Origin of the sequence: Paenibacillus sp. LK1 (genome assembly GCF_002750415.1) — a bacterium.
In the GTDB taxonomy this organism is placed as follows: domain Bacteria; phylum Bacillota; class Bacilli; order Paenibacillales; family Paenibacillaceae; genus Paenibacillus; species Paenibacillus taichungensis.
In genome coordinates this window covers 1-16325 of sequence record NZ_PEII01000007.1, presented here as the reverse complement: position 1 = coordinate 16325, position 16325 = coordinate 1, and the positions used below count along the sequence as shown (strand labels likewise).

Sequence of the window (16325 nt, the reverse complement as noted above, 5' to 3'; positions counted from 1 at the left end):
ATGCCATATAAGTTGGATGAATAAACAGCATTCATTTAACTTATATATTCAAGAAAGAGGGATGACAAAATGGCTTCTTCACCCTATATGATCGGCGTAGATATCGGCACCACCTCCACCAAGGCCGTCCTGTTCGAAGAGAACGGAACCATTGTGGCTCAAGGCGGTGCCGATTACCCGCTGTATACCCCTACTCCTGCGATTGCAGAGCAGGATGCAGAAGATATTTTCAAAGCGGTAGTAGACTCGGTTAAACAAGCGACCTCCAAGGCCGGCATCAAACCGGATGAAATCCTGTTTGTATCGTTCAGTTCAGCCATGCACAGCATTCTGCCTGTTGATGAACACGGCAAACCACTGATGCGGGCGATGACTTGGGCAGACAATCGCAGTGCCGAGTGGACAGAAGCACTCAAAACCGAAATGAACGGTCACGAAATCTATTTGAGAACCGGTACACCGATTCATCCGATGTCACCTCTGACCAAAATCATGTGGCTAACCAGAGATCAACCGGAACTGTTCAAACAGACGCACAAATTTATTTCAATGAAAGAATACGTATTTTATAAATTGTTCTCCGAGTATGTAATTGACCACTCCATGGCCTCTGCCACAGGGATGATGAATCTCGAAAAGCTCGACTGGGACGAGGAAGCTCTCCATGTCGCAGGCATCACTCCGGATCACCTGTCCCGCCTCGTGCCGACGACACATGTACTTAAGAAAGGCTTGAATCCTGAGTATGCCAAGGAGATGGGTATTGCAGATTCGACACCATTTGTCATCGGGGCAAGTGACGGCGTGCTCTCCAATCTGGGCGTTAACGCCATTGATCCAGGCGTCGTAGCGGTTACCATCGGGACCAGCGGAGCGATTCGTACCGTTGTGGACAAGCCGGTCACCGATCCGAAAGGGCGTTTCTTCTGTTATGCGCTCACTGAGGATGCGTGGGTGATTGGCGGTCCGGTCAACAATGGCGGGGTTATATTCCGTTGGATTCGGGATGAGTTTGCGGCATCCGAGGTAGAGACAGCGAAACGACTCGGAATTGATCCGTATGAAGTATTAACCCGTGTCGCCGAAAATGTACCTCCAGGCTCGGAAGGCCTGCTGTTCCATCCGTACATGACGGGTGAGCGGGCCCCACTCTGGAATCCGAATGCACGTGGTTCATTCTTCGGCCTGACACTGCATCATAAGAAGGAGCATATGATTCGCGCTGCTCTTGAAGGTGTCTTGTTTAACCTGTACACCGTCATGCTGGCGATTGAAGAGAAAATCGGGCGTCCCAAAAAGATTCAGGCGACAGGCGGTTTCGCCCGCTCTGAGCTGTGGCGCCAGATGATGGCAGATATCTTTGACCAGGATGTCATCATTCCCGAGAGTATCGAGAGCTCCTGCCTTGGGGCAGCCGTGTTGGGGCTTTATGCTCTTGGCCGCATCGATTCCCTCAGCGCTGTCTCCGGCATGATTGGATCGACCCATCGGCATCAGCCAGACCCAGATAGCGTTCGCATCTATCGTGAACTGCTGCCGATCTTCATCCGCATCTCCCGCAAGTTTGAAGAAGAGTATGCCGATATCGCTGCTTTTCAGAATAAAACGATGCAGAAGTGACTTGCTACGGCAACGAATCGCTGCACGTTAAAGAGGGTCATCCCACTATGTCTATGACATATGGGTGGCCCTTCTTTAATGTACTTTTTTTGTTACAAATACCCCAAGTACCATAGATGCATTGCCCACCACACCATCAGCAATGGTGACATGATATACAAGATAGATAATGAAGTATCTCAATAAGAAGAACCAGAAAAGAATGTATGCATCCATATGCTAATTATTGCAATCATCCATTATATTTGCTGAATGCATCCTTATCTGCCTGCACATTTTCCAAATATACAATCTTCCCCACCTCATTTACACGAGCGATATCGATGCCTGTTTTGGCATACACCGTTCCGTCCGCAGCTTGTCCGCATACCGCCCAGTTTGTTTGATAGCTACCGTCCGGCTGAAGCTTCCATTGGTCCCACATATGTTTCACATCGCTATTGTATTCATAGAAAGCTTTCATAAAACCATCGAATCCTGTTCTGCTGGTTCCATTAAGCACAATCTCTGCATCCGGTGTAAACAGGGACAATAGATCCTGCATCGCGCGTTCGTCAGTACGGGAAGCGTCAAATAGACGGAAATAGTTGTTTAACAAGGTAGTCATGGGTATTCCTCCTGAGGTATATAAGCCGATTTCGATTTAAGTTCGAAAAATTTCAAACTAACTGAGATGAAATGTAACATACTTTCTGCATCAATAACAACCCTCAGTTCGAAAAAATTCAAACATTGAAAGAGCTTGTCGAATATGCTACCGTCATAGATATGAAAACTCCAACGATACCTATGGCTTCGGAATTGAATCTGACCACGGTTTGCAACGCACTCGGTGATCCGGTACGGATGAAAATTGCACACTGTCTGGCCAGCTCTGGCGAGAAAAACTGTTCCGCCTTCGAAGTAGACCATATTTCCAAATCAACGTTGTCTCATCACATCAAAATCTTACGTGAAGCAGGCCTTATCCGGCCTCGCATTGAAGGTAAGCAGCACTTCTATTCTCTGCGAAAAGAAGACTTGAACTCCCGTTTTCCAGGTCTTGTTGAACTGATTCTGAATACAACCAAGGAATATGTACATTAAGGAAAACGAAGCTTAATCATGCGATCCATCATCTTATCGATTGTATAAAGGAGGTTTATTTCTTGGATAAAAAAGCAGCAAAAATCCTGCTAGGCACCTTTTGGGGAAGCGGCGGCTGGAAAACAATATCTGCTCCCTTATCAGGGGATGACTTTGAATATGCCAAAAGCAGAGGTGTCATGTTCGATCCACTGACCATTACCCATGATGAGATCGTCGCGCGTTTGCATGAGATTCATCAGGACAACTCTATCAAGCGACGGGTAGTATCAGCATTTTTACACAGTTTATCTACCAAAAAAGGTTATCTGCGCAGCGCCCTTTCCAGCTGGGCTTTAACATCGCAGCTGCCTTTGCATAACTATGAGGAACGCCGAGCACTGCATGCCAACACCAGCTCCTGTGGGGATTGTAACTTCCTGCGCCTGCAATCGGACAATACGTACACGGACGTCGATCTGAACGTATTGAACTTTGAACGGGTTAAATGGGGCGGGGTCCGCCACAACAACCTGTTATACTGCCTGATGGATCTGGATCTACTGCTGGCTAGCAAGGAAGCCATCTATGAAGTGACTGACGCAGACATCGCTATACTTGTGAGCATGCTTGAAGCAGCGCAAACCTGCGAGCCTCACGACAGCGCACGCGGGTTGGAGAAACGCTGGAAAGGCTTATTTCCTTCGAGCAAACAGGAACGCGACGCCATCCTCGAAATCTGGGGTGCATCCGGTCTGCTTGTGCCGCAGGATACGCCACGAAAAAGCAGAGGCGGGTACAGCGACTTCCACTTTGCTGCAACCTGGCAGGGCGATGATGGTTATAGCGCAGATGCGGCGATTTCCCTCTTTGGCTCCTATCTGCCCCAGACTCTAAGCTAAATTTGGTTCTCATACAAGTTTGAATGAAGCTTAGGTTACAATAATGACATCGACAGATTTCCTGTTTAGCTCGTATAATAGGGGGAAATTGGTAGATAGGAGTGAATCAAGCGAATTTATGGTATACATACCGGCTTTTATGCTGTCTTTTGCTGTCGTGGTTCTGCTTATTCCGCCGCTTGGTCGACTGGCACATCGGCTCGATTTTGTGGACAAGCCCCGAGAAGATGTGGAGCGTAAGCTGCACAGGCAGCCCATTCCACTGACGGCGAGTTACGCGATATTTACTGGATTCTTCCTGACATACATTGTTCTTACGAAAGAAATTTCTTGGGAAACGGCGGCCCTGGTCGCCGGCGGAATGCTTCTATTAACGATTGGTACAGTCGATGACTGGTACAAAACGAAAGGCAAAGACTTCCCTGCCCTGCCTAAAATGATCATTCAAGTCTCGGCGGCAGTACTCGTTTTTGCTTCCGGCATTGCGTTCACAGGATTTGTGAATCCCTTCAACTCCGAATACATTATGCTTCCGATCTGGCTGCAATTCATTTTGACGATCCTGTGGATCTTCGGTGTAACGACAGTCATTAACTTCACGGATGGCATGGACGGACTGGCAGGTGGTTTGTCCGCCATCTCAGCCATTACACTGTTTATCGTTGCAATAACCAAAGGCCAAACCGATTCTGCCCTCATGGCCATTACGCTGGTGGGTGTAACCCTTGGTTATCTGAAATATAACAAAGCTCCAGCCAAAGTGTTTATGGGAGATGCAGGGGCTACGTTTCTCGGCTTTATCCTGGCGGTAATCGCCCTGGACGGTGCATTCAAACAAGCGACCATGTTGTCCATCTTCATCCCGATTCTGGCACTCGGCGTGCCGATCTTCGACAACATTTTTGTGGTCATCAAACGTTTCATTCAAGGCAAAGCCATCTATCAAGCAGATGCAAGTCAAGCTCACTATCGCTTGCTGCGTGCAGGTCTGAATCACAATCAGGTGGTTGGCGTCCTGTATCTTATCAGTACCTGCCTTTGCCTCTCGTCCATTATTTTGATGCTGGTGGAGATGTAATATTAGTAACAAACGTTTCAACAAAAGGTGTAAAAAAAAGAGACGAGCCCACTGATCCTGTGGCTCGTCTCTTTGCTATGTCGCTGATGAATTGAACTAACATTTAAGAGGGTAACAGCTACAATGTCGTGCACAAGCCTCTGCAAACGCCCCATACCCTGCCTGCACCTGCACCTTATATTCGCTCTTATCTTGAGGCTACAGGTGGTAGCGGGACCGCAGGTTGCTGCCCATCTGCCCAACCCGGTCGATCAAGTTCAACGAGACGGCGATAACGCTCTTCCCGGGCTAGCAATTGTTCGTGAGAACCCTGCATGGTGATCTGTCCATTTTCCATAAAAATAAGTTCGTCCATCCGTTCTGCTCCCATCAGGTGATGGGTAACCCAGATCATCGTTTTGCCCTGCATGCTGTCCAGAACGGTTCGCATAAGCGCTCGTTCCGTCACAGCATCCAGACCTACCGTTGGTTCATCGAAAATAACGACAGGCGTTTCGCGAAGCAGTACCCGGGCCAAGGCAATTCGCTGCCTTTCTCCACCGGAAAAACGAAGACCTGTCTCCAGCATCGGGGTATGATAACCCTGTGGCAAAGATTCAATGAGATCGGATAAACCTACTTGCGCAGCCACTCGCTGGATTTCTTCGTCTGTTGCATGCGGACGGCCGATTCGCAGATTGTTGGCTACCGTTGTATCAAATAGATGTGGACTTTGGTTCAGCACCGCAATGACATCCGTTATATTTTCGCCCACCGTTTGTACCGGAAGATCATTGATGAATACGTTCCCGACGGATGGGAGCAATGCTCCCTGAATGAGCTTCAGAAGGGTTGATTTCCCACCGCCACTGCGACCGAGAATAGCCAAACGTTTACCCTGAGGTAGATGAAGGGATACCTCCTGCACCGCACAAGGAGCATCTGGCGTATAACGATAACTCACCTGATCGATCTGAATGTCAGCTCGTAGCCTGGGCGGAATGCGTAAGCGGATGCGTCGATCCGAAGCTCTTTCCGTGCGATTCAGGGAATCCAGCTGCTCTCCAGCTACCAGGTTACTACCTGATACACCTAAAGTCATATCCGCTTTGGCTCCGGCTGCTGCATTCGCCCCTTCGGTTCCACACTGTTCTGGCTTATGCTCTTCACCTTCCAAGTGCTGCAAGCGTTCCAGCGATTCACGATACTGCGGGATATGCTCCACCGCATCTCCTACGGGCAGCAGTGCTTCCGTAAGTGGAAACAACACCAGCACAAATGCAGCAATCATAACCGCAGGCAGCTGTCCAGCAGAAGCCGCACTTCCCGCCCATAAGGTCACGGATACTACCATTAGTCCGATCACACATTGGGCAACCAGATCACGCCAGCGCGTCCATTGCCGCAAGCGGAGGCGAATCATATCTGCCTGGCCTTCAGTCTCTTCCTGCCGACGCACAAATTCTTCAGCTCGTCCACTTGCTATCCAATCTCCGAGGCCAAGCACACCATCGGTCAGACGAGTGTACAACTTGGCGTTTTCCCGCTTCAGCCGCACTCGCAACTTCCAAGTCACTCGGAGGGAAATGGCTGGCAGCACGGCAACCAGAAACAGCATATACAACCCCATCCACATTACAAAACCCAGATCAACGCTGCCAAAGGCCACAACAGCTCCACCGTACATCATGAGCGCCGTAACCGCCGGAAATACTGTACGCAGGTAAATATCCTGCAGTCGTTCTACATCCTCTGCAAGAGCAGCAAGTACGTCTCCCGTCTGCATACGAGAGCGCAGGAACAGTGCCTGCGGCTCCAAAATCCGATACAGCTTCACGCGCTGATCCGCGAGTATACGCAAAACCGCATCATGACCCGCCAGACGTTCGACATACCGGAATACGGCACGGAAAATCCCAAATGCACGAACACCCACGATAGGTACATATACCATCAAAATATTTTCAGGACGGAGCGCTGACTTGGAGATCAGAAACCCGGAGGTGAAGAGCAGCAGCACAGCACACAATGTAGCACATATCCCCAGCGCAATGACTGCAAAGAGTCTCCAGCGGTACTGTGCCACGTACGGAGTGATCCAGCTATTCTTTTTGCCCCCGCTCCGAGCTGTTTCTGTCAGCTCATAACCGGCTTTCATCTTACACCGCCTCCATCTGGGCCTGAATCATCTGGTAATATACGCCTTGTCGGGCCAATAATTCCTCATGTGTTCCTGTCTCTGCAACCGTGCCGCCATCCATCACGATAATGCGATCCATATGCGGCATCCAATGCAGTCGATGTGTTGCCAGAAACACCAGCTTACCCTCAAACAGCGGTAACATGGTCTGTTTCAGTTCATACTCGGTCTCCACATCCAGATGCGCAGTCGGCTCATCCAGCAGTAGGATCGGGCGCGCACTAAGCAGAGCTCTCGCCAAGGCCACCCGCTGTTCCTGCCCGCCGCTGAGCTGCCTTCCCCCAGCCCCAATCGGTTCCTGCAACCCATTCGCCAAGGAGGAGGCAAGCTTATGCAGACCTGCTGTGTGAATGGCGTCAGCCACCTCCGCATCCGAAGCTTCAGGCATATAGAACCGAACATTATCCGCCAAGCTGCCACTGAAAATAGTTGGATGTTGCGGAATCGCCGCCGTTTGTTTTCTCCAATCTTCCATCATCTCTGGAGATAGGGGCTGGCCGTTATATAAGATCTGACCTGAAGTAAGCTGCTGGAAACCTGCCAGCACATCAATGAGGGTTGATTTCCCTGCTCCGCTCGCTCCGATAATCCCTACTTTACCAAGACCAGAAACCTGAAACGTCACATCATTCAGCGAACATGGCCCGTCTTCCTGATGCCGTACCTGTACGTTAGTGAGCGCCAGTCTGCTTGTCGCCTCCCAAGAGGGTTTGGATGAGAAAGCAGCCACGCCACTTCGGGCATCCACCTCACGTAAAACCACCCGTATGGTGGATGGAGCCACACCGCTTAGGCCAGAAGAAAGCTCACAAGAAGAGGATTCTCCGTTCTTTTCTGACACACCATGCAGAACAGCACTTGTGTATGCTTCCTTTTGCTTACGTTCGGCCATTTTCCCTCGTTCAATCATCTGGCTGATCGCTTCCCCGGCCTCTTTGCCGTCCAGTGTAGCGTGGTAATCTGCGCCTACCATTCGTACAGGCAGGAAGTATTCCGGTGCGAGAATGAGTACGGTCAGCGCTGGTCCAAGCAGCATATGTCCTTCCGTCAGGCGCAGCCCCAATTCAACCGCTACCGAAGCCACCGACAGCATGGTGAAGAAATCAAGTGCGAAGGAGGACAGAAAAGCCATACGCAGCGTAGACATCGTAGCCTTGCGATAACGTTGACTGACCCGAATGATCGTTTCCCCATGCTTACCGCTTTGTCCCAGTGTTTTGAGTGTTTCCAGCCCACGGAGCGTATCTACAAAATGGTTGGCCAGCGCTTTGTACGACTTGAACTGTCCATCGATCTTGCGTTGTGCAGCCAACCCCACCAAAATCATAAACACAATCAGGATCGGCAGCGTCAGTGTCAAAATAACCCCGGACATCATATCCAGCTTGAAGACATAGAACAGAATAACGATTGGCGTGAACCCCATCCCCAGCATTCGGGGAATAAACAGTTCAAGATACGTCTTATACTGGGCTGTTCCTTCGCGTGCCAAGGTTACTAGGTGCCCTGTTCCTTCCGTTTTGGCAAAACGCGGCCCCAGCCGGAACCACTGCTGCACCATCTGTCTACGCAGATCGTTTCCTGTCTTCTCCGCGTACCGCGAAGCGATGAGCTGCAACCAGAATGACAGGGCATAGCGGGCGGCAAAAGCGGCCAGGAACAACAGCAGTACCGGGTACTGCTCCGTTACGGGTGAACCTTGAAACAATGCCGTAATCGCCTGTGCCAGCCATTTCGCCTGCATGATAATCGTCATCGCCTGTAACAGTACTAGCGCTGAGGCCAGCGCCAGTACTGGCCGGATGCCCGGCAGCTTCAGCAGCCCCCGTCCCATATCAGTACTCCAGGTGATGCTGATCGTTCAGACGTTTGCGGAAAATGTAATAACTCCAGATCTGATAGCCGAGTACAAACGGAAGCAGCGTACAAGCCACAATCGTCATCACTTTCAGCGAATATGCACCGGATGAAGCATTATAGACTGTCAGGTCAAACGCCGAACCCATTGAACTCACCATGACCCTTGGGAACAGACCGATAAATACAGAGGCAAACGCGATTGCAATCACGGCTCCCGTCATACCGAAGGCCCAGGCTTCACGTTTCTGACGCACAAAGTAAGCGGCCAGCCCCAATGAAGCAGCGCCGAGGACAACCATAATCCAGAGAGCCCAGCCGCGTACGGCAAACACATCGGTCATGAAGTATGTCATCACAGCGTAGATCGCGAGGATCGCGGCCAGCGGCAGCATCAGTTTTTTGGCCATATTCAGGGCACGTTCTCTAAGATCTCCGACGGTCCGCAAGGAAGCAAACAGCAGACCATGCACCAGACACAACAACGTTACGCTCAACCCACCTACCACCGTATACGGATTGACGATGTCCAGGAAGCTGGGACGAAGCTGCATCTGCGCATCAATAGGCAGGCCTTTCATCAAGGTAGCGAAAACAACGCCGAACAAGAATGGTAGTAACGCACTGGAGACTACAATGATGATGTCCCATGTTTTGCGCCAGCGTTCATGTCTCATTTTGCTGCGGAATTCAAAGGCAACTCCGCGTCCGATCAAGGCCAGCAGCACGACGACCAGCGGTAGATAAAACCCGCTAAACAGCGTGGCATACCAGTGCGGGAAGGCTGCAAACATTGCACCCCCTGCCGTAATCAGCCATACTTCATTGCCATCCCAGAACGGACCGATCGAGTTGATCAGGGTACGACGTTCACGATCCGTTTTTCCAATCATTGCAGTAGACATGCCCACACCAAAATCAAAACCTTCCAGAAAGAAAAAACCAACAAACAAGACGGCAATCAGCAAAAACCACAACTCACTTAGTGACAACAGAATAACCCCCATCCACGCCGAACGGATCGGCCGATTCATCATGCTCCTCCGGCTTTTCGACTGCATATGGCCCTGCCTTGATTTCACGAACGAACAGGTAGACCATCACAATGCCGAGAACCGTATACGCTGCTGTAAAAGCAATGGTGGAGAACAAAATCTGGCCTGCGCTTACGTTCGGAGATACCCCGGCTGCGGTTGTCATATAACCAAATACTGTCCACGGCTGCCTTCCCACCTCAGTCATAATCCAACCCGACGTATTGGCGATAAACGGAAGGGAAATGGCAAACACCATCAAGCGCATAAACCATTTTCCTGCCCCCTCCAACTTGCGGCGCATCGCCAGATAGGTACCGTATAAAGCAAGCAGAATCATCAAGCCACCCGCAGCAATCATGATGCGGAAGCTCCAGAACGTCGTCCGTACCGGAGGAATGTAGTCTCCTGGACCATACGTCTGCTCATACTCCGCCTGCAATTCCTTCATGCCTTTGACACTGCCAGAGAACTTGCTATAGGACAGATAACTGAGCAATCCAGGGATTTTGATTTCGCCGGAATTCTCCTGTTTGTTCGGGTCGATAAAGGCTACCACGGTCCATGGTGCAGGGTCTTCCGTCGTCGTCCATGTTCCTTCACTGGCTGCCATTTTCATTGGCTGCGTCTCCACTAGATATTGCGCCTGGAAGTGACCCGAGAAGGCAACCCCCAGTGAGGAAACCAGGCCAATAATGATGGCAATGTTGAACGATTTGCGGAATATTTCCACATCCTGCTTCTTCATTAACTTGTAGGCACTAATCCCGGTTACGACGAATGCACCTGTCATCAGGGCACCAAAAATCGTGTGCGGGAACTCTACCAGCAGTTGACCATTCGTAATCAGTGCAAAGAAGTCATTCATCTCGGCGCGGCCATTATTAATCTCAAAGCCAACCGGATGCTGCATGAATGAATTGGCTGCCAGAATCCAGAGCGCAGACAGGAATGTGCCGACAAATACCAGCCAGATACAAGCTAGGTGCACTTTTTTGGACAAACGATCCCATCCGAAAATCCAGAGTCCAATAAAGGTAGACTCCATAAAAAACGCCAATAAGGCTTCTACAGCCAGTGGCGCACCAAATACATCCCCGACAAAACGGGAGTACTCCGACCAGTTCATGCCGAACTGGAATTCTTGCAGAATGCCTGTGACTACACCAACGGCGAAGTTAATCAGGAACAGCTTGCCCCAGAATTTGGCCATCGTTTTGTAAACTTCCTTACCCTTCACTACGTACAACGTCTCCATAATGGCTACCAGCAGCACAAGACCGATGGACAGCGGTACAAAAAAGAAATGGAAAATCGTTGTGAGCGCATATTGGATACGCGATAACATGATCGGATCCATACCGTTACCCCTTCTTTCTGTTCATATCGCAGTTTTCGTATTTGACATTGAAGCCCCTTCTTCCGTTTCTGTCAGCCAAACACGTATTGATGAACGTATTGTGCCAGATAGACTATTTTATACATGTGACAATTATCACAAACCCTGCCATGACAGCAAAAAAAAGTGACGATGGTCACACAATAGAAAAAAATAAACCTAATCTTTGAGCTTGCCAGCTTCGTCTATTCACGGAAGATGCTCATGTTTGGGACGGAACGCCCATATGTTAGTGTCAGGCATAAAATACGCTGGGCAAAATGGGCATTACATATTGAATTATTGGATTCATTGATATCATTCAAAGCAGCGCCAATCTGATGTTTATCAGGTGGTGATGCTTCAATCCGTGAACGGACAAAATGTAAATCAAGTGAGGTGATTCATCGATGGAAGAGCTGTCTCCGATCCCGGACCCGGAGCCTCATCAAGGGGTAGATGCAGAAGAGCCAAGTACGGACCTGTCTGCCTTTCGTTATATTCTTTTCCCCCGGAAGGGAGGATGGTCTGCTTTTCCCTATCCAGACATCGCTGCTCTGATGGTTGCGGAAGGGCCTGTCTACTATGTCAGCAGTCTGGAGCGCTCCGAGGAAATGCCTGCGAATATCACCGTCATCACGCTTCCCGAAGCAGAACAATTGCTGCAGGAGCCCCGTACGGTTGCTGTGGTTGCTCATCCCTACTGGCTTACCGCCACAGCCTCGCTCCATCCGGAGCTCTGTATTGTACTTCTTCCCGAGCCGGTTGGTGAAGAAGCCGAGTCCCCCTTATGGGAGAGCTGTATTTCAAGACTGGTCGGTATCGCCGATCTGGTGGGCACCACTTCAGAAACACGCTACATGAAGCTGGTATTCCAGGGTGTACGCGCCATCTGGCTGAATGGAGAGGATACCTCTCCTGCTGGTGTCATGCAAAAGGATGACCTCGAGGTCCCTCTCCGGGACTATGAACTGCTATTCCTGCATGCGCTGCGACAGACCCTCTCGGGTGTTCAGGATACGGTCACCCAGCTGCAATGTAGTGTGCGGGCCGACTTCTATCGTCAGCTTCGGTCCAAAGCTGGAGCGCATGAGACGATTTCCTTTTTGCTGGCAGCCTATGAATATGTGCTAGAGGATTCCAGAGCGGCTGCTTCACTCAAGGAGGCCTTCTCCCACGCGGTATTAAACGGGCGCAATGATTGTGTAAGCTCCCACTATCGATTCCTCTCCGCCATTCATGCAAGGGCCGGGGAAATCGAGAATGCGTTGCAGGTGTATGGAATCAGCGCAGGCAACGAGCAGGAACGGCACCATTATGAACAACTCTGTCGCTGGCTGGAGGCCGGAGAGGAACAGCTTGTCCGGGCAGAACTGCTGCGTCTGAATGATGATTATGGAAACGCATTGCACATTTTGGATGAACTCGGAGGCGAAACGGCACGGCATTGGAAATTTCGTATCTATCAGGAGACTGGACGTGTGGAAGATGCATTAGATTTGGTGCATGCAGTGGATATTCAGGATAGCCCCAGCCGACAGGATTATCGGCAATTATCGGGTCTAGCTCTGGCTTTGCGCGGAGAACGTCACGGGGCGGTGAGACAATTTCTGGAGACGGCACTGGAGGATGAAGATGCACTTGCACGAATCGTCGAGATGGATTTGTTGGATCAAGCCGTCCAGCAATTGCTGGGGGAGGTGCCATGATGCTGGACCCAAAGAAGCGTAGACAACATGTGAATGGACCGATGGTGCATAAGGATATACGATCCGAAACAACTCATACTCCTACGGAAACGCTGGAATCGCTGCATGTTGAAACAGAGGGGCAAGGGGATCAGCAGCATGCTGCAAAACACCAGGATACAGACCTATTCAGAGAGCCGTTTTCCGTTCGTCGGGTTCGTAAAAGTCAGGGCAATAAACTGACCGCCATGCTTCAGGTACGTAACGAGCGAGGGCGATATCTGGAGGAAGTGCTGGACGATTTAAGTGAATTTGTGGATGAGATCGTCATTGTGGACGATGCCAGCACAGATGGAACACCCGATATATGCAGAGCCTATCCCAAGGTCGTTCGTCTGGAAGTGCTGGAAAAGCCGTTATTTGCGGAGGAATGGCGATTACGCAATGCACTATGGCAAGCAGCAGCAGGTACCTCGCCGGATTGGTTGCTCTCGGTTGATGCCGATGAGCTATACAGCACGGAAGCGAAGAAAGCGATACGCGCTCTGATTAACCAGGACCATGCGGACTGGATCGCTTTCCGCTTCTACGATATGTGGGGCGGACGAACTCACTATCGGGAAGATGAGCTTTGGGGACTTCACCGACGGCATACCGCTTCTCTGGTTCGATATATGCCGGGTTATCCTTACTTTTATCCTCAGCAAAATCATCATGTGCCTCGCCTTCCCTTACCCTGCACTGTACTGCCCGGAATCAGCACAGAATTGAAAGTCCAGCATCTTGGCTGGGCAGGAAGTTTGGAGGATCGGGTTCGAAAATATTTGCGTTATAAACGAATTGATCCACACGGCGAGTGGGGCAGCCTGGAACACTATGAATCAATTCTTGATCCGGAGCCCCGACTGATTCCGTGGAAGGAGGAGCAGTGAGATGGGCGTGGTCAGCATATTGACACACAGCTTCACCGATGGATATAACCGGGAATTCAGCCGGGTGTTCGGGGGCGGTCTGGAGCGTTACGTTCTTGATTTGTGCAGTGTAATCCGCGGATTGGGACATATCCCCGAGGTTCATCAGTTGTCCTATTTTGAAGCTTTTCATACCCGCACGGAACAGATCGATGTATATGGGTATGCCTACGATATGAATGATGTGCCCGAAGCTTTTGCCCGAATGGCTGCCGCAGCGCGAGGGCCTGTGATCTATGCAAGCTGCCTGTGGCAGCCCATTGCCTACAAGCCGGGCAGCCTCGGTATCTGCCATGGCATTAACTGGGATCGTCCCGCGCTGCCGCTCGAAACCAAGCAGCAAGTTGCTGAGCATATTCAGCTGGCACTGGATGGACTTGTACGCATCGTGTCGGTCGATTCCCATTTTCAGACCTTTTGCCGTGCTGCTTGTACGTTTGCGGATGCCAGTCAGGTCGTGCTCATTCCCAATGCGGTGGATACCTCCTACTTCACACCTGCTCCGCCAAGGCGTACGTTTGAGCCTGAACAGGAAGAAGAATGGCTGGCGGCATGGAAGAAAGATCTTGCAGGCCATGAAGAGCATGCTGAAGCTGCCATCTCGGGGTTGAATGCTGCGTCATCCGTGGGGGAAAGAAACGTTGGAAACGGCATAGTGCGGGCGGACAGATCCGAGGTGACAGTAATCGCTGAAGAACTGGACTCGAGGGATATCCGACAGGGCCACACTGGTCGGCAGCCAAATGAGCTGATGGATGAACATTTGAAGGATCAAGGCGACGACACACCGGCTGCAACTAATGTGAACCCCTCACGTCCTCTGCGCATTTTATATCCACGCCGCATCAGCATGGAACGGGGAATCATTCCGATGATGCTGGCTGCAGACCGACTGCTCGGTGCCTTTCCCGATCTGGAGGTCGAATTTGCGGGAGAGCTGGTTGAAGGCAGTACGGTGGGTCGATCCTTCCGATATTGGCATCGCATGCACCCCCATGCGGATCGAATTATACAGCGCACGTATGATTTTAGGGATATTCGCGAGGCCTACCATCAGGCAGATATCGCGGTGATCCCGACAGTCTTCTCGGAAGGAACATCCTACGCTTGTCTGGAGGCGATGAGTTGTGGGCTTCCGGTTGTTGCTTCCAATGTTGGCGGATTGAATGATCTGATTCAGGATGGCTTCAACGGACTGCTGGTACCTCCAGGGGAAGAAGCGCTGATCGCCGCGCTGGTGCGTCTCGTTCAAGACCGGGCCGAGCGGGAGCGTCTGGGTATCTATGCCCGCGAGACGGCGCTATCCTACGACATCTCCCACTGGCGGCGCAGATGGAGTACGGTATTGGAATCTTTTCTGGCAGAAGCAGGATTAAAGGAGGGAATTCGGGGATGATGGATACGCCAAATGCAACGGATTTCACGGAATCAAGATACATTCGGGAGGGCGACCCCAAAACGGATACATTGGTTTTTCCACTGCATCCTGCGTGGTGGAGCCGTCCGTACGAGTACGAATGGGCACGCCAGTTTGCACGTCAAGAAGACGTCGTACTCGACGCCGCCTGTGGTATATCCCATCCATTCAAATTTTGGCTGGCAGAGCACTGCCGGGAAGTTCATGCCTGTGATTGGGATGAGCGTATTTTGTCCAGAGAAGCGATCCGGCTGGATATCGCTTCTGATTTTGGTGAACAGGCCGCACGCGACCTGCCGGAATTGAGCCTGGACCGACTGCATCTTGCGCAGGCCAATCTGGCTCAGCTTCCGTATGCACCGGAGATGTTTGACAGCGTATTCTGCATCTCCGTGTTGGAGCATCTGGATACAGGCACGATGCTGCGCGCCTTTCGCGAATTCGCCAGGGTGCTGAAGCCGGACGGACGGTTGATAGCCACGTTTGATGTACCCGAGATGCGCCCTGATCTGCTGGAGACCATTATGGCTGTCACTGGACTGACGATCGAAGGTAAGCTGAGCGTGAAAGAACCGGAGGATGCCATCTGGTCTGACATGTATGGCCCGGCAATCCGTTGTTTTCGTGCTGTTATTCGTAAGGAGTAATTGGGATGGATAAATGGGATCACTGATGAGGGCATAGATTGAGATTAACTCCAAATCCTTAAACCTTTTGGATACCGAAGTCATTAGAGATGAACCAGCAGCATGCTGCACTGGTTGACGTATGCTTCGGTGGAGGCTGCGCCGGGTGATGTCAGGCGCAGCAGGGTGTGCAGGCCCGGTGGAATTGTCGCCGGGCTGCCGGAGGCGGCAGGTTGCCGTGCAGTGACTTGGGCCCATTCGGCCCAATCACGCGCCGTGCGCTGCCGCCCGGCGAGCAAAGCGAGCGTGCCCGCCAGTAACATGGCGGGCACTTCGTGCGTGAAGGGCTGCTGCGCGCCATGCGGCGTGCCGAACAGCGCAAGCAGCCCTTCACGCACGCTCGCGGGCGCGCGCAGCAGGCCGCAGCGGGCCGCAGGCGGAAGCGCCGCGAGCAGCGCCGGCGCCTGGCCGGGCGGCAGGGCCTGCAGCAGGCGCAGCCATGCGGCCCAG

Annotated in this window: 14 protein-coding genes; 8 read left to right on the top strand and 6 right to left on the bottom strand. The window is 51.4% G+C overall.

Translation table 11 applies throughout. The features are described from left to right. Nucleotides 1-69 precede the first annotated feature (69 nt). Nucleotides 70-1620 (top strand): gluconokinase, encoded by a 1551-nt coding sequence (gene gntK / locus CS562_RS16430; RefSeq protein WP_099857270.1) that lies wholly within the window; start codon nt 70-72, stop codon nt 1618-1620. A gap of 232 nt (nt 1621-1852) precedes the next feature. On the opposite strand, the gene CS562_RS16425 is transcribed toward gntK, so the two are convergent. Beyond that, nucleotides 1853-2227 (bottom strand): polyketide cyclase, encoded by a 375-nt coding sequence (locus CS562_RS16425; RefSeq protein WP_099857269.1) that lies wholly within the window; start codon nt 2225-2227, stop codon nt 1853-1855. 125 nt (nt 2228-2352) lie between these two features. Between CS562_RS16425 and CS562_RS16420 the strand changes: the two genes are divergently transcribed. The 3 genes from CS562_RS16420 (at nt 2353) to CS562_RS16410 (ending at nt 4665) form a co-directional block, all read left to right on the top strand. Then, nucleotides 2353-2706 (top strand): ArsR/SmtB family transcription factor, encoded by a 354-nt coding sequence (locus tag CS562_RS16420; protein WP_373561742.1) that lies wholly within the window; start codon nt 2353-2355, stop codon nt 2704-2706. Nucleotides 2707-2768: 62 nt separating this feature from the next. Continuing rightward, a complete protein-coding gene (locus tag CS562_RS16415; RefSeq protein WP_099857267.1) occupies nt 2769-3587 on the top strand; it encodes a hypothetical protein in 819 nt (272 codons plus the stop codon). A 118-nt stretch (nt 3588-3705) separates the two neighbouring features. Then, complete coding sequence (locus tag CS562_RS16410; RefSeq protein ID WP_099857265.1) at nt 3706-4665, top strand: MraY family glycosyltransferase; 960 nt, start codon at nt 3706-3708, stop codon at nt 4663-4665. Between the two features lie 187 nt (nt 4666-4852). Here CS562_RS16410 and cydC read toward each other — a convergent pair whose 3' ends face one another. Genes cydC through CS562_RS16390 form a run of 4 tightly spaced genes read right to left on the bottom strand, consistent with a single transcriptional unit; the run spans nt 4853 to nt 11095 of the window. After that, nucleotides 4853-6802 (bottom strand): thiol reductant ABC exporter subunit CydC, encoded by a 1950-nt coding sequence (cydC, locus tag CS562_RS16405; protein WP_099857263.1) that lies wholly within the window; start codon nt 6800-6802, stop codon nt 4853-4855. Between the two features lies 1 nt (nt 6803). Then, the gene (gene cydD / locus CS562_RS16400) at nt 6804-8678 is read right to left on the bottom strand and encodes a thiol reductant ABC exporter subunit CydD (RefSeq protein ID WP_099857262.1); all 1875 of its coding nucleotides are present in this window, start codon (nt 8676-8678) and stop codon (nt 6804-6806) included. 1 nt (nt 8679) lies between these two features. Further along, the gene (gene cydB / locus CS562_RS16395; protein ID WP_099857679.1) at nt 8680-9696 is read right to left on the bottom strand and encodes a cytochrome d ubiquinol oxidase subunit II; all 1017 of its coding nucleotides are present in this window, start codon (nt 9694-9696) and stop codon (nt 8680-8682) included. Beyond that, the gene (locus CS562_RS16390; RefSeq protein ID WP_099857260.1) at nt 9680-11095 is read right to left on the bottom strand and encodes a cytochrome ubiquinol oxidase subunit I; all 1416 of its coding nucleotides are present in this window, start codon (nt 11093-11095) and stop codon (nt 9680-9682) included. The genes cydB and CS562_RS16390 overlap by 17 nt, the downstream gene beginning before the upstream one ends. A gap of 428 nt (nt 11096-11523) precedes the next feature. On the opposite strand from CS562_RS16390, the gene CS562_RS16385 reads away from it, so the two are divergent. The 4 genes from CS562_RS16385 to CS562_RS16370 are packed head-to-tail and all read left to right on the top strand — an operon-like array spanning nt 11524 to nt 15836. Next, nucleotides 11524-12822 (top strand): hypothetical protein, encoded by a 1299-nt coding sequence (locus CS562_RS16385; protein WP_099857258.1) that lies wholly within the window; start codon nt 11524-11526, stop codon nt 12820-12822. Beyond that, complete coding sequence (locus tag CS562_RS16380; protein WP_099857255.1) at nt 12822-13733, top strand: glycosyltransferase; 912 nt, start codon at nt 12822-12824, stop codon at nt 13731-13733. The genes CS562_RS16385 and CS562_RS16380 overlap by 1 nt, the downstream gene beginning before the upstream one ends. A 1-nt stretch (nt 13734) precedes the next feature. Next, a complete protein-coding gene (locus CS562_RS16375) occupies nt 13735-15168 on the top strand; it encodes a glycosyltransferase family 4 protein (RefSeq protein ID WP_099857253.1) in 1434 nt (477 codons plus the stop codon). Further along, nucleotides 15165-15836 carry a class I SAM-dependent methyltransferase gene (locus CS562_RS16370; RefSeq protein WP_076287412.1) on the top strand — a complete coding sequence of 224 codons (672 nt, stop codon included), beginning with the start codon at nt 15165-15167 and terminating at the stop codon, nt 15834-15836. The genes CS562_RS16375 and CS562_RS16370 overlap by 4 nt, the downstream gene beginning before the upstream one ends. 83 nt (nt 15837-15919) lie before the next feature. Here CS562_RS16370 and CS562_RS32980 read toward each other — a convergent pair. After that, a partial coding sequence (locus CS562_RS32980; RefSeq protein WP_218966741.1) for a hypothetical protein occupies nt 15920-16325 on the bottom strand: 406 nt, incomplete at its 5' end.

Bases quoted from the DNA above. Each gene is read 5' to 3' on its own strand.
- gntK (WP_099857270.1), top strand. From the start codon at position 70: ATGGCTTCTTCACCCTATATGATCGGCGTAGATATCGGCACCACCTCC.
- CS562_RS16425 (WP_099857269.1), bottom strand. From the start codon at position 2,227: ATGACTACCTTGTTAAACAACTATTTCCGTCTATTTGACGCTTCCCGT.
- CS562_RS16410 (WP_099857265.1), top strand. From the start codon at position 3,706: ATGGTATACATACCGGCTTTTATGCTGTCTTTTGCTGTCGTGGTTCTG.
- cydC (WP_099857263.1), bottom strand. From the start codon at position 6,802: ATGAAAGCCGGTTATGAGCTGACAGAAACAGCTCGGAGCGGGGGCAAA.
- cydD (WP_099857262.1), bottom strand. From the start codon at position 8,678: ATGGGACGGGGGCTGCTGAAGCTGCCGGGCATCCGGCCAGTACTGGCG.
- CS562_RS16390 (WP_099857260.1), bottom strand. From the start codon at position 11,095: ATGGATCCGATCATGTTATCGCGTATCCAATATGCGCTCACAACGATT.
- CS562_RS16385 (WP_099857258.1), top strand. From the start codon at position 11,524: ATGGAAGAGCTGTCTCCGATCCCGGACCCGGAGCCTCATCAAGGGGTA.
- CS562_RS16380 (WP_099857255.1), top strand. From the start codon at position 12,822: ATGCTGGACCCAAAGAAGCGTAGACAACATGTGAATGGACCGATGGTG.
- CS562_RS16375 (WP_099857253.1), top strand. From the start codon at position 13,735: ATGGGCGTGGTCAGCATATTGACACACAGCTTCACCGATGGATATAAC.
- CS562_RS16370 (WP_076287412.1), top strand. From the start codon at position 15,165: ATGATGGATACGCCAAATGCAACGGATTTCACGGAATCAAGATACATT.